Annotated in this window: 11 protein-coding genes; 9 read left to right on the top strand and 2 right to left on the bottom strand. The window is 64.5% G+C overall.

Going from position 1 to position 13,164, the window contains the following annotated elements; genetic code table 11:
• Positions 1-164 precede the first annotated feature (164 nt).
• The 7 genes from M2D63_RS25245 (at position 165) to M2D63_RS25215 (ending at position 9,467) form a co-directional block, all read left to right on the top strand.
• Positions 165-1,052, top strand: a complete 888-nt coding sequence (locus M2D63_RS25245) for an urea transporter (RefSeq protein ID WP_285865823.1) — start codon at positions 165-167, stop codon at positions 1,050-1,052.
• A gap of 44 nt (positions 1,053-1,096) precedes the next feature.
• Complete coding sequence (locus tag M2D63_RS25240; RefSeq protein ID WP_285865822.1) at positions 1,097-1,921, top strand: ion transporter; 825 nt, start codon at positions 1,097-1,099, stop codon at positions 1,919-1,921.
• 93 nt (positions 1,922-2,014) lie between these two features.
• Positions 2,015-3,013 (top strand): sulfate ABC transporter substrate-binding protein, encoded by a 999-nt coding sequence (locus M2D63_RS25235; protein ID WP_285865821.1) that lies wholly within the window; start codon positions 2,015-2,017, stop codon positions 3,011-3,013.
• A gap of 243 nt (positions 3,014-3,256) precedes the next feature.
• Positions 3,257-5,296, top strand: a complete 2,040-nt coding sequence (locus M2D63_RS25230) for a mechanosensitive ion channel family protein (protein WP_285865820.1) — start codon at positions 3,257-3,259, stop codon at positions 5,294-5,296.
• Positions 5,297-5,339: 43 nt separating this feature from the next.
• A complete protein-coding gene (locus M2D63_RS25225; protein ID WP_285865819.1) occupies positions 5,340-5,726 on the top strand; it encodes a DUF2946 domain-containing protein in 387 nt (128 codons plus the stop codon).
• 101 nt (positions 5,727-5,827) lie between these two features.
• Positions 5,828-7,996 carry a TonB-dependent siderophore receptor gene (locus M2D63_RS25220; protein WP_285865818.1) on the top strand — a complete coding sequence of 723 codons (2,169 nt, stop codon included), beginning with the start codon at positions 5,828-5,830 and terminating at the stop codon, positions 7,994-7,996.
• A 10-nt stretch (positions 7,997-8,006) separates the two neighbouring features.
• On the top strand, positions 8,007-9,467 hold the full coding sequence (locus M2D63_RS25215) for a PepSY-associated TM helix domain-containing protein (protein WP_285865817.1): 1,461 nt from the start codon (positions 8,007-8,009) through the stop codon (positions 9,465-9,467).
• A gap of 94 nt (positions 9,468-9,561) precedes the next feature.
• Here the strand turns inward: M2D63_RS25215 and M2D63_RS25210 are convergent, their stop codons facing one another.
• On the bottom strand, positions 9,562-10,485 hold the full coding sequence (locus tag M2D63_RS25210) for a class I SAM-dependent methyltransferase (protein WP_285865816.1): 924 nt from the start codon (positions 10,483-10,485) through the stop codon (positions 9,562-9,564).
• Positions 10,486-10,591: 106 nt separating this feature from the next.
• On the opposite strand from M2D63_RS25210, the gene M2D63_RS25205 reads away from it, so the two are divergent.
• Positions 10,592-11,284 carry an alpha/beta hydrolase gene (locus M2D63_RS25205; RefSeq protein ID WP_285865815.1) on the top strand — a complete coding sequence of 231 codons (693 nt, stop codon included), beginning with the start codon at positions 10,592-10,594 and terminating at the stop codon, positions 11,282-11,284.
• Here the strand turns inward: M2D63_RS25205 and M2D63_RS25200 are convergent.
• Entirely contained in the window at positions 11,271-12,176 is a 906-nt protein-coding gene (locus tag M2D63_RS25200; RefSeq protein WP_285865814.1) for a DMT family transporter, read from the bottom strand. The genes M2D63_RS25205 and M2D63_RS25200 overlap by 14 nt on opposite strands.
• Before the next feature lie 131 nt (positions 12,177-12,307).
• On the opposite strand from M2D63_RS25200, the gene M2D63_RS25195 reads away from it, so the two are divergent.
• On the top strand, positions 12,308-12,745 hold the full coding sequence (locus M2D63_RS25195; protein WP_285865813.1) for an Lrp/AsnC family transcriptional regulator: 438 nt from the start codon (positions 12,308-12,310) through the stop codon (positions 12,743-12,745).
• The last annotated feature ends 419 nt before the right edge of the window (positions 12,746-13,164 follow it).

Below are 13,164 nucleotides of genomic sequence, written 5' to 3'. Positions count from 1 at the left end.
TTTTGTTTTTTGTAAATCCCCTTCGGGGGCAACCCCCCCCCCCACTTTTATAACCAAACCCGTGTGGGCGGGGGCTTGCCCCGCGATGAAATCAACACAAAACCCACGTGGGACAACCCGGCCCGATAGAGGCTCCCCACTCCACATCAACCCAGACTGCCCCCATGTACACCAAGAATTTCGTCAACCCGTGCCCCGACTGGGCCACGGCCTTGCTCAATGGCTTCAGCCAGGTCCTGCTGCAGCGCAATCCGCTGTGCGGCCTGTTCTGCCTGCTGGCCATCACCGTCACCGCCCCCGATCTGGTCGGCGGCGCCCTGCTCGGCGCCCTCGCCGGGCTGCTCACCGCCCAGCGCCGCGGCTACAACCGCACCGACCGCCAGGCCGGCCTGTACAGCTACAACGGCGTGCTGATCGGCCTGCTGCTGAGCTACGCCCTGCCCTGGTCGGCGATCCTGCCGCCGCTGATCATCGCCGCCGGCGGCCTGAGCAGCATGCTCGTGCACCAGTGGCTCAAGCGCGCCAGCTCCAACCTGCTGCTGCCGGCCTACACCGCGCCCTTCGTGCTGATCGGCTGGGCCGTCCTGGCGGTCAGCGAACCGGCCACCAGCGCCGCCAGCACCATGGAACACAATGCCCTGTTTGCCCTGGCGCGCGGACTGGGCCAGATCTTCCTGCTCGACAACGCGCTGGCCGGGCTGCTGATCGCCATTGGCCTGCTGATCGCCAACCGCTATGCCGCCGCCTGGGCCCTGCTCGGCGCGGCACTGGGTGGCAGCGTCGCGTTGCTCGGTGGCGAAGCCAATGCCGCCTATGCCGGCCTCTACGGCTTCAACGCCGCCCTCGCCGCCCTGGCCTTCAGCCAGACCCGCAAGCAACCCTGGCTGCCGTTGCTGGCCATGCTCCTGGCCATTGTCCTGCAACCTGTGGTTGCGCAACTGCCGGTACCGGGCCTGACCGCGCCGTTCATCCTGGCCTGCTGGCTGGTGCTGATCGGCCAGCGCCTGATGCGCCAGCCACTGGCCCGCCGTGCCGGTCGCTTGCATAGCTGAAGCACTGCCCCTAGGCTCAGCTCCATTGTGCAATGGAGTTGAGCATGAACACCCCTTCGAGCTGGCGCGAACGGCTCTACGTCATCGTTTTTCAAACCGACACCGTCGCCGGCCGGCGCTTCGACAGCATCCTGCTGCTGATCATCCTCGCCAGCCTGGTGACGGTGATCCTCGACAGCATCGATGAAGTCCACCAGAACTACGCGGGCCTGTTGGCCGCCATCGAGTGGGGCTTCACCGCGATCTTCCTGGTCGAGTACCTGATCCGCCTGTACTGCTCGCCAAAGCCTGTGCGCTACGCCTTCAGCTTCTACGGCCTGGTCGATTTGCTGGCGATCGTCCCGGGGATCATCGCCCTGTACTACAGCGACGCCCAGTACCTGCTGATCATCCGGGTGATCCGGATGCTGCGCATCTTTCGCGTGCTCAAGCTCGGCCCCTACCTCAAGCAGGCGCATTACCTGCTGGAGGCGCTGCACGGCAGCAAACAGAAGATCATCGTGTTCCTGGTCAGCGTCTCGACCCTGGTCACAGTGTTCGGCACCCTGATGTACGTGGTCGAAGGCCCTGAACATGGCTTTACCAGTATCCCCAAGGGCATCTACTGGGCCATCGTCACCCTGACCACCGTCGGCTTTGGCGACATCGTGCCCAAGACCCCGCTGGGCCAGGTGTTGTCGTCACTGGTGATGATCACCGGTTACTCGATCATCGCCGTGCCCACCGGGATCTTCACGGCGGAGCTGGCCAATGCGATGCGCGGTGAACAGCTGCTGCACGACTGCCCGGTATGTCGCAAGAAACACCATGAGCACGGAGCAGCCTTCTGCTCGCGCTGCGGCAATGCGCTATTCAAGAAACTGGAATAAGCAAAGTACTTTTTAATCTTTTAGCGCCTAAGGCCCAACCGCTATAGTCGCTGGCATAATGCCCTTAACGACAACTCGAACAAGGAATGCGCAGTGAAAAAACTCTTCAGTGCCTCGCTTCTGGCCGCAGGCCTCGCCCTGGGCAACATGGCCCATGCGGCGGCTCCGCTGCTCAACGTCTCCTATGACGTGATGCGCGACTTCTACAAGGACTACAACGCGGCCTTCCAGAAACACTGGGAAGCCGAGCATAAAGAGAAGCTCACTGTGCAGATGTCGTTCGGCGGTTCGAGCAAGCAGGCCCGCTCGGTGATCGATGGCCTGCCGGCCGACGTCATCACCATGAACATGGCCACCGACATCAACGCCCTGGCCGACAACGGCAAGCTGGTGCCGGACAACTGGGTCACCCGCCTGCCGAACAACAGCGCACCGTTCACCTCGGCCACCGTATTCATCGTCCGCAAGGGCAACCCCAAGGCTCTCAAAGACTGGCCGGACCTGCTCAAGGACGGCGTCCAGGTCATCGTACCCAACCCCAAGACCTCGGGTAACGGCCGCTACACCTACCTGTCGGCCTGGGGCTATGTGCTGAAAACCGGCGGCGACGAGAGCAAAGCCAAGGAATTCGTCGGCAAGCTGTTCAAGCAGGCGCCGGTACTCGACACCGGTGGCCGCGCCGCCACCACCACCTTCATGACCAACCAGATCGGCGACGTGCTGGTGACCTTCGAGAACGAAGCCGAAATGATCGCCCGCGAGTTCGGTCGCGACCAGTTCGAAGTGATCTACCCGAGCGTCTCCGCCGAAGCTGAGCCACCGGTGAGCGTGGTCGACAAGGTAGTGGACAAGAAAGGCACCCGCGCCACCGCCGAGGCGTACCTGAAGTACCTGTGGTCGCCGGAGGCCCAGGAGATCGCCGCCAACAACTACCTGCGCCCACGTGATCCGGCGATCCTGGCCAAGTACACCGACCGCTTCCCGAAAGTCGACTTCCTGTCGGTGGAGAAGACCTTCGGTGACTGGCGCACCGTGCAGAAGACCCACTTCAATGATGGTGGCGTGTTCGACCAGATCTATACCGGGCAGTAAGTCGGTATAGCGAATCCGGGGCCTGTGATGGGCCCCGGATTTTTTATGCCCGCCTCCCTGGACCGGCCCCCTGAGGGAGAATTGTCTTTGTGGGAGCTGGCGAAGCCTGCGATGGCATCGCCGCGGTGCCCGTCAGTGTGCGTTGCCCGCATCGCAGGCTTCGCCAGCTCCTACGCCAGCCCACTCACCCTAGAGCGGTTCATTGACTACCCTTTCCGTCATCCACGGTTTGAGGAAAGTCCATTGACCCGATCCCTGTTCGCCCTCCTGCTCGCCTGCCTGCTGAGCCTGCAACTGGCCGGCGCCGCGCCCCTGGTGCCGGCGGCCAGCAAACCGGCGGAACCTGCAGAGCCCGTGGTCCAGGGCGGCCTGCTGGGCGCCATCGCCGATGGCCTGGACGATGTCAGCAAGGAGCTGGATGTCGACAGCCATGTGATCGACAACTGGCGCCTGCGCGCCGACCGCGCCGCCGACGAGGTCGATCAACTGGTCACCGAGCATTCCGGCATCAGCCCTCTGGAACTGTGGCGCGACTTCGCCCTGCTGACCGTCACCTGGCTGATCGCCTTCGCCCTGCTGACCAACTTTGGCCGGATGCTCTCGCGCACCTGCAGCCGCTCCCGCCTGATTCGCGACCGGCCGCGGCCGCGCCGGGTCATCAAGTATCTGCTGGCCTACACCCTGCCGGCCGTGCTGAGCCTGATCGTGACGCTCTATGTCAGCCATTTCCTCCTGCTGTCGGCCGGGCGTGCGCTGGGCATGAGCCTGGCCTACGCCACCAGCGCCGGTATCTTCTCGACCTCGATCATCTTCTGCCTGATCACCCTGTTCGACACCGGGCACAAGCGCAGGGCAGTGCAGATCATCCGCCGGGTGGCGCCCCGGCCGCTGTTCCTGATCGGCTTTCTGGCAGCCTGGAGCGATGCCCTGACCAGCCCGCAGATCGCCCGGCACCTGGGCGGCAATTTCACCAGCAGCGTTGCCGCCCTGACCGGCCTGCTGGCCACCCTGGCCTTCGCCGTGCTGGTGCTCAAACTGCGCCGCCCGGTGGCGCACCTGATCCGCAACCGCGCCCTGCCCGACCGCCTGCAACACCGCGCCGTGCAGGAAACCCTGCGGATCTTCTCGGCGCTGTGGTTCCTGCCGATCCTGCTGATGATCCTGGTCTCGGCGGTCAACCTGATCGGCGCCGGCGAAGAAAGCCAGCGCGCCCTGCAGAAGGCCCTGATGACCTCGATCCTGCTGATCGTCACGGTGTTTCTCAGTACCGTGCTGCAGCGCATGTTCAAGGACCAGGAAGGCGAGGAAGCCAGGCAACGCCTGCGCCCCTACAAGGAACTGCTGCGCAACCTGGCCCACGCCTTGGCGCGTATCGTCATGGCCGTGACCTTCATCGAATTGCTGGGGCGCATCTGGGGTGTTTCCGTGCTCGATTTCGCCCTCAAGAACAGCCTGGGCCGAGCCATCAGCGACTCATTGGGCAGCATCGGCCTGATCCTGCTGGTCACCTGGCTGCTCTGGGTGGTGATCGACACCGCCATCCAGGAAGCCCTCAAGCCCACGGTCGGGCGCCGCGCCGCGCGCCAGCCCAGCACCCGGGTGCGGACCATCCTGCCAATGCTGCGCAACGCGATCAAAATCATCCTGGTGGTGATCTGCACCATCACCACCATGGCTAACCTGGGTATCAACGTCGCGCCCCTGCTGGCCGGTGCCGGGGTGGTGGGCCTGGCTATCGGCTTCGGCTCCCAGCAACTGGTGCAGGACGTGATCACCGGGCTGTTCATCCTGATCGAAGACACCATCGCCATCGGCGACTGGGTGGTGCTCGACTCGGGCCACGCCGGCACGGTCGAGAGCCTGACCATTCGTACCCTGCGCCTGCGTGACGCCAAGGGCTTCGTGCACTCGGTGCCGTTCGGCCAGATCAAGGCGGTCACCAACCAGTCGCGGCAGTTCGCCTATGCCTTCTTTTCGGTGCAGTTCAGCTATGCCACCAACGTCGACAGCGCCCTGAAGCTGATCCGCGAGGTCGGCCATTCGATCAGCGAAGACCCGATCCTGCGCCACAGCCTGCAGGGGCCGTTGCAAGTGTTCGGGGTCGACAGCATGAACCTCAACGGCATCACCCTCACCGCCCAGTTTCGCACCAGTTCCGGCGGGCAATATGCGGTGAACCGCGCCTTCAACGAGCGCCTTAAAAAGCGTGTGGACGAAACCGACGACGTCAGCTTCGCCCAGTACAATCCACCGCCACCCAGGGTCGGCGAAAAGGGTGCCTGATTCGGCTTTCTCGTCCCCGACCAACGGTGCTAAAGTCGCGCCCATGAAACCCACGTCCGCCCACCGCCCGCTGATTGCCTGGACCCTGTATTTCTGCGTCCTGTTCAATCTGTTCGCCTGCGGTATCGGTCACGGGCAGATGATGGGCCTGAAACTCAACGGCATCGGCGGCGCCTTCTGCTCGGCCATGGGCAGCGCCGGCCCTTCACTGAAAAGCGACTTCGGCGATCAGCCGGTCGCCGGCTGGGACAGCCTGCAGACCTGCCCGGTCTGCGCGGCGGCAGTGGTCTGCCTGGGCCTGGTACTGGTCATCGGCTGGCTGCTGGCGGCCAGCCGCATTCGTCGCTATCACCGTGAACTGCCCAGCAAGGCGCCACCGCGCTATTGCTGGCCCGCCGCCAACCCCCGCGCCTCCCCGCTTCTGGCTTGAACCTTCAGGCGGCCGTTTCGGCTGCCCGTAACCGGCCCTTTTCTGCCGCGCCTGCCTGACAGGTGCTGCGGGCCGCTGGCTCAATTTCCAGAGTTCGCTCCATGCCCTACTCCTATCGCTTTTCCGGTTGCGCGGCACTGTTCTGTGCGCTGTCCTTCAATGCCGCGGCCGATGCGCCGCTGACCCTGCCCGACCTGCGCATCGAAGGGCGCGCCGACAGCGAAGACGGTGTGCTGCTCGACACCCCTTCGCAAACCGGCTCGCGCCTGGGCCTGACCCCGCGGGAAACCCCGGCCTCGGTGACGGTGGTCAACCGCCAGCAGATCGAACAGCGCGGCGCCCAGACCACCCAGGACATGCTCACCGGCGTGCCCGGCATGACCGCCGCCTCCCCGCCCGGCTCCGCCGGCTCAGTGGCCTACCGGGGCTTTTCCGGCGCGCAGATCACCCAACTGTTCAACGGCATCAGCGTGCAGTACGACGCCGTCGCCGCACGGCCGGTGGACAGCTGGATCTATGACCGCGTCGAAGCCATCGGCGGACCGTCGAGCTTCCTGTTCGGCGCCGGTGCCGTGGGGGGCTCGATCAACTACATCACCAAGCTGGCCAGCCGCGACGAATCCTTCAACGAAGGGCGCATCAAGTACGGCTCCTATGACAGCAGCGAAACCTCGTTCGGCTTCAACCACGCCCTCAACCAAGGCGACGGCATCCGCAACTACGCCCGCCTGGATTTCAGCCACACCCACAGCAACGGCTATGTCGACCGCGAGGAACGCGACGCCTGGAGCGTGGCCTTCTCGCTGCTGACCGACATCAACGACCAGCTGTCCCACACCCTGGCCCTGGAGTACCAGAACGAGACCGTCGACAGCCCCTACTGGGGCAGCCCGGTACTCAACCCGCTGGGTGGCGAGATGAAGGTCGACGAAAGCCGGCGTTTCGAGAACTACAACGTCGAGGACGGCCGCTACGAGCAGCGGGTACGCTGGCTACGCTCGATCACCGAGTACCGCTTCAACGACGCCACTTCGGTGCGCAACACCCTGTACCACTACAACACCCAGCGTAACTTCCGTAACCTCGAAACCTACGCCTACAACGCCGACAACAGCCGGGTGAACCGCTCCAATGCGTTGTTGCAGCGCCACGACCAGGAGCTCAACGGCAACCGCTTCGAGCTGCTGCACCAGGGCCAGTTGCTGGGCATGGACAGCCAGTGGTCGAGCGGGATCGACTACAGCCATAACGTGCAGATGAACTACCCGCGCTCGGTGACCGGTGTGTTCGACAGCGTCGACCCGGCGAACTTCGATCCCGGGCATTTCTATGACCTCAAGGGCATGGTCCCCGGCTACCAGAAGAACCGCCAGAACACCGTGGACACCTGGGCGGCGTTCCTGGAAAACCGCCTGCAACTGACCGAGCGGCTGTCGCTGCTGACCGGCCTGCGTCATGACCATATCGACCTTGAGGTGCACAACTACCGCAGCGTCGATGCCAACAACCCGCTGGACTACAAGCAGAACTACGAGCCCACCACCGGACGCGTCGGCCTGGTCTACCAGCTGACCCCGGCGGCCAACGTCTATGTGCAGTACAGCACCGCCGCCGATCCACCGGCCGGCATCCTGACCACCGCCACCTTCGCCCAGCTGCGCGATTTTGACCTCAGCACCGGCAAGCAGGTCGAGGTGGGCAGCAAGTTCGACTTCCTCGACGGCCGTGGCGCCGCCACCCTCGCCGCCTACCATATCGAGCGCAAGAACCTGGCCACCGCCGACCCGGCCAACCCCGGCTTCACCCAGCCGGTGGGCAAGCAATCGTCGCGCGGGGTCGAAGTGGCCGCCTCCCTGCACGTCACCCCGCAACTGCTGGCCGAGGGCAACTTCGCCTACGTCGATGCCCAGTACGACGAGTTCAATGAAAACGTCGGCGGCACCAGCGTATCGCGCAAGGGCAACACACCGACCAACATCCCCGAGCGGGTGGCCAACTTCTGGCTGACCTACGACATCGACCCCAACTGGCAGGTGGGCGGCGACAGCCGTTACGTGTCGTCGGTGTATGCCGATGCGGCCAACACCCGGCATGCGCCGTCCTACATCCTGTTCGGTGCATTCCTGGGCTACAAGGTCGATGCCGACACCCGCATCACCGCCCGGGTGCGCAACCTGACCGATGAAGTCTATGCCCGCTGGACCTCGTCGAGCATGCTCTACCTGGGTGCGCCACGGACCCTGGAACTGGCCTTGCAGACACGCTTCTAGGACGCCGCCGATGAAACGCTACCTGTACCTGTGGCACCGCTGGCTGGGCATCGGGCTGTGCCTGTTCATGGCCCTGTGGTTCTTTTCCGGGATGGTCATGCTCTATGTCGGCTACCCCAAGCTGACACCCCGGGAGCACCTGGCCCATCTGCCGGCACTGGAACTGCAGGGCTGCTGCGTCGACCTGGGCACGGCCCTGGCCGCCGCCGATGCGCAGCGAACGCCTTCGGCCATTCGCCTGAGCACGGTGGCGGGCGTGCCGCGCTACCTGTTCAGCTATCCGGGGCGCAGCAACGTGGCGGTGGATGCCCGCACGGGCCAGCGCGTGGCCGCGATCGACCGCGACCAGGCCCTGGCCGGCGCCCGCCAGTATGATCCGCTGGCGGCGCCCAGCTACCGGGGCGTGGTGGAAGAGGACCTGTGGAGCCACTCCCGCGCCCTGGACCCCGACCGTCCGTTGCAACGCGTGCAACTGGACGATGCCGACGGCACCTTGCTTTACCTCTCCGGGCAGACTGGCGAAGTGGTCCGCGATGCCAGCACGCTGGAGCGTGGCTGGAACCTGGTCGGCGCCTGGCTGCACTGGCTGTACCCGCTGCGCGGCATCGGCCTGGACGGGCTGTGGGGCAACCTGGTGATCTACTTGTCCTTGGCCGCCACGTTGATGGCGGTCCTGGGCGCGATCATCGGTGTGCTGCGCTGGCGCATCCGCAAGCCCTACCGCAGCGGCTCACGCTCGCCCTACCGGGGGTTCGCCCGCTGGCACCATATCGGCGGCTTGCTGTTCGGGGTGCTGGCGATCACCTGGATCTTCAGCGGCCTGATGTCGATGAACCCCTGGCGGATCTTCAGCGCCGGCGCAGCGCCGGACATGGCGGCCTATCAGGGCGGCCCGCTGACCGCAGCGGCCTTTCCGGTTTCGCCAGCGCAGGCACGCTCGCGCCTTGCCGAGCACGGGTTCATCGCCCGGGAACTGGAATGGCGCCTGATTGGCGGCGCGGGTTACCTGGTTGCCTTCGATGGCGCTGGCCGTACGCGGCTGCTGTCGATGGCGAACGGACAGGTGCTTGAGCGCCTGCCTGAGCAGGTTGTGGAAAAGGCTGCCCAGGCGGTGCTGCCCCAGTCGCGGATACACAGCGAACGGCTCGATGCCTATGACTTCCACTACTACGCCAGGGCTGAGCAAAGCATGCTCGGGCACCTGGAGAAACGCCTGCCGGCCTTGCGCGTGCGCTTTGACGACCCGCAGCAGACCTGGCTGCATCTGGACCTGTACACCGGTGAAGTCTTGGGTGTGGTGGATCAATCCAGGCGTGCCTCGCGCTGGCTGTTCGCCTTGCTGCACAGCTGGGACTGGCTGCCCTTGCTGGAGCGGCGCCCGCTCTGGGATGCCTGGATGATCGTGTTCAGCCTGGGTGGCATGGTGCTCAGCGTCAGCGGTATCGTGCTCGGCTGGCGTCGCCTGCGGTAGCCGCTGCCGCCAGGCTGCGATCGAGCATGTAGGAGCGGGCTTGCCCCGCGATTGCGCCGTATCAGTCACATCGCATCGCGGGACAAGCCCGCTCCTACAACCGAAACACCAACGCCTTCAGCCCCCCCACCGGATCGATATCGGCAAACTCCGGCGGATTGTCCAGCCGCTCGACAAACTTCAGCCCCGGCGCCTCCTCGGCCATCTCCTCGATCAGAAACTCAGGCCCGATCCCCGGATCATTGACACACGCCAGCACCGTCCCCCCGGCAGTCAGCAACTCCGGCAAGCGCCGCAGAATCTTGCGGTAATCCTGGGTCAAGACAAAGCTGCCCTTCTGAAAGCTCGGCGGATCGATGATGATCAGGTCATAGGGCCCGAACTTGCGCACCTTGCCCCACGACTTGAACAGTTCATGCCCAAGAAAACTCACCCGCCCCAGGTCATGCCCGTTGAGCCGGTGATTGTCCCGCCCGCGGCTCAGGGCCGAGCGCGCCATATCCAGGTTGACCACCTGCTCGGCCCCACCGGCGATCGCTGCCAGCGAGAACCCACAGGTATAGGCGAACAGGTTCAACACCCGCTTGCCCGCCGCCTGTTCGCGCACCCAGCGCCGGCCATAACGCATGTCGAGGAACAATCCGGTGTTCTGCTTGAACCCCAGGTCCAGTTGATAGCGCAGGCCGTCTTCATCGATCAGCCAGTGTTCGCTCGGTTCCCCCAGCAACCACTGACCCGGACTGTCGGGCAAGTAACGGTGCTGGATGAGAATCGCCTGCCCCGTCCAGCAAGGCGCCTGGGCAAGGGACAGCAGCATCTGCTCAAGGGCCGGCAACTGCCCGGCCGGCGGCTCGCGAAACAGCGACACCAGCAGCACACCCTGCAGCCAGTCCACGGTGATTTGCTCCAGCCCCGGCCAGCAGCGGCCACGGCCATGGAACAGCCGACGGGTTTCGTCCGGCGCCGGATCGAGGGCGGCAAGCAGGTGCTGATTGAGGGTGTCGATCACAGAGGTCATGGGCAGATTCAACAGGAGTAAAGCGGCCTATTCTACCCTGCCCGCCGTCAGGAAACGGCAGCAACATCTACACTGCCATTCCCACCCTCACTACTGGACAACCACCATGAGCGAGAAACCCACCATCGTCCTGGTCCACGGCTTCTGGGGCGGCGCCGCCCACTGGAGCAAGGTCATTCTCGAACTGTCGCGCCTGGGCCACCGCAACCTGCACGCCGTGGAAATGCCCCTGACGTCGCTGGCCGACGACGCCGAGCGCACGCGCAAGATGGTCGCCAGCATTCCCGGCAAGGTGCTGCTGGTCGGCCATTCCTATGGCGGAGCGGTCATCACTCAGATGGGTAACCAGCCCAATGTGTCCGGACTTGTGTATATCGCCGCCTTCGCCCCCGACGACGGCGAAAGCCCGGGCAGCATCACCGGACAGAACCCGCCTGAAGCTGCCGCCAATCTGCAACCGGACAGCGATGGCTACCTGTGGATCAAGCCGGACAAGCTGCACGAAAGCTTCTGCCAGGACCTGGGCAAGGACGAAGGGCTGATCATGAGCGTGACCCAGAAAGCCCCGCTGGCCAGCACTTTCGGCGACACCATCAGCAACCCGGCGTGGAAGCACAAGCCCTGCTGGTACCAGCTCTCGACCCATGATCGAATGATCCATCCGGACAACCAGAGGTTCATGGCCATCCGCATGAACCCCAAAGAGCTGCTGGAGCTGGACGCCAGCCATGCTTCGCTGGCGTCCAGACCCGCCGAAGTGGCGGCGCTGATCGACCGGGCGGCCGTCAGTCTGGCTTGACCGCCGCGACCTTGACCGCCGGCTTGAACCACCAGCCTTGCTGCATACCGGCCGCGGCCAGCAGGATCGCGGCCACCCCCAGCCATTGCAGCACCTCCAGGCGATGGCCGAAGGCAAACCAGTCGACGAAGATCGCCGCGATCGGGTAGATGAACGACAAGGCCCCAGTCAAGGCGGTCGGCAGCTTCTGGATCGCGCCGTAGAGCAGCACATACATCACCCCGGTGTGGACGATGCCCAGGGTCACCAGGCTGGCCAGCGCGCCGGCTTCGGCGGGCAGGCCCGAGGTATTGGCCCAGGGCGCCAGCAGGAGGATGCCGGTGCACACCTGGACCAGCGCGATCAGGTGCGGTGGCGTGCCGCTCAGGCGCTTGATGATCAGCGCCGCCACGGCATAGAGGAAGGCCGCGCCCAGCGCCAGGCCAATGCCCATCAGGTAGTCATTGCCGCTGCCGTCCTGGCTGCCATGGGCACTGACGATCGCCAGCATGCCGAGGAACGACAGGGCCAGCCAGAACAACTTGGGCACGGTGATCTTCTCACCGAGGAACAACGCCGCCAGCCCCACCAGCATGAACGGCTGGACGTTGTACACCGCCGTGCCGATGGCGATCGAGGCGCGTGAATAGGAGGCGAACAACAGCACCCAGTTACCGACGATCGCCACGCCGCTGAGCACGGCAAGGGCGAAGGTGGCCAGGGTCAGGATACCGGGCTTGAGGAAGCCCATGGCCAGGCAGATCAGCAACAAGGTGCCGGCACCGAACACGCAGCGCCAGAACACCACATCCAGCACCGGCTGCCCGGACACCAGCACGAACCAGCCAATGGTCCCCGAGATCAGCATCGCGGCGACCATTTCCAGCGAACCACGGCGTATTGAACTGTCCATCACTCACCTCCTTGACGATGGGTAAATTATCACCAGTGCGGCCGGGGTCATTCCAGCGGATAAAACAGGCTAAGCTGACAATCTACCTTTACTATCAAGGCAGATTTCACCATTCGCCTAACGAGGCTGCGATGACCGACGATATCGACCAGTTGTTGATCCAGGCGCTGATGGAAGACTCGCGCCGCTCGCTCAAGGCGCTTGCGCAGCTTAGCGGACTGTCCGCGCCCAGTGTCAGCGAGCGCTTGCGCCGCCTTGAAGAGCGCGGCGTGCTCAAGGGCTACACGGTGGAAATCGACCCGCGCTGTTTCGGTTACCAGTTGCAGGCCATCGTTCGTGTGCGGCCGTTGCCGGGCCAGTTGCAGGAGGTGGAGCGGCAGATCATGGCCATCCCCGAGTTCACCGAGTGCGACAAGGTGACCGGGGATGACTGTTTTATCGCGCGCTTGCATGTGCGCTCGATGGAACAGCTCGACACGCTGCTGGACAAGCTCAACAGCCACGCCGAAACCAACACCGCCATCGTCAAGAAGACCCCGGTCAAACGCCGCCTGCCACCCATGGCGTAACCGCTGCCCTTGTGGGAGCTGGCGAAGCCTGCGATGCGAACGACGCACAACCGCTGACTCTGCGTCGATCCCATCGCCAGCTCCGCTGGCTCCCACAGTTACAACCGAGGGTCTGCACCTGCCAAGCACTGTAGGAGCAACTGTCTTTGTGGGAGCTGGCGAAGCCTGCGATGCGAGCGACGCACAACCGCTGACTCTGCGTCGCCCCCATCGCCAGCTCCGCTGGCTCCCACAGTTAAAACCGAGGGTCTGCACCTGCCAAGCACTGTAGGAGCAACTGTCTTTGTGGGAGCTGGCGAAGCCTGCGATGCGAACGACGCACAACCGCTGACTCTGCGTCGACCCCATCGCCAGCTCCGCTGGCTCCCACAGTTAAAACCGAGGGTCTGCACCTGCCAAGCACTGTAGGAGCAACTGTC

Source organism: Pseudomonas sp. BJa5, from assembly GCF_030272875.2.
Classification (GTDB): Bacteria; Pseudomonadota; Gammaproteobacteria; order Pseudomonadales; family Pseudomonadaceae; genus Aquipseudomonas.
The sequence above is the reverse complement of the archived record's forward strand: the minus strand, read 5'-3'. Positions and strand labels throughout refer to the sequence as shown.

Excerpts from the sequence above, each read along its gene's own strand:
- M2D63_RS25240 (WP_285865822.1), top strand. The coding sequence starts at position 1,097 with ATGAACACCCCTTCGAGCTGGCGCGAACGGCTCTACGTCATCGTTTTT.
- M2D63_RS25200 (WP_285865814.1), bottom strand. The coding sequence starts at position 12,176 with ATGGACAGTTCAATACGCCGTGGTTCGCTGGAAATGGTCGCCGCGATG.
- M2D63_RS25195 (WP_285865813.1), top strand. The coding sequence starts at position 12,308 with ATGACCGACGATATCGACCAGTTGTTGATCCAGGCGCTGATGGAAGAC.
- M2D63_RS25215 (WP_285865817.1), top strand. The coding sequence starts at position 8,007 with ATGAAACGCTACCTGTACCTGTGGCACCGCTGGCTGGGCATCGGGCTG.
- M2D63_RS25220 (WP_285865818.1), top strand. The coding sequence starts at position 5,828 with ATGCCCTACTCCTATCGCTTTTCCGGTTGCGCGGCACTGTTCTGTGCG.
- M2D63_RS25225 (WP_285865819.1), top strand. The coding sequence starts at position 5,340 with ATGAAACCCACGTCCGCCCACCGCCCGCTGATTGCCTGGACCCTGTAT.
- M2D63_RS25205 (WP_285865815.1), top strand. The coding sequence starts at position 10,592 with ATGAGCGAGAAACCCACCATCGTCCTGGTCCACGGCTTCTGGGGCGGC.
- M2D63_RS25210 (WP_285865816.1), bottom strand. The coding sequence starts at position 10,485 with ATGACCTCTGTGATCGACACCCTCAATCAGCACCTGCTTGCCGCCCTC.
- M2D63_RS25245 (WP_285865823.1), top strand. The coding sequence starts at position 165 with ATGTACACCAAGAATTTCGTCAACCCGTGCCCCGACTGGGCCACGGCC.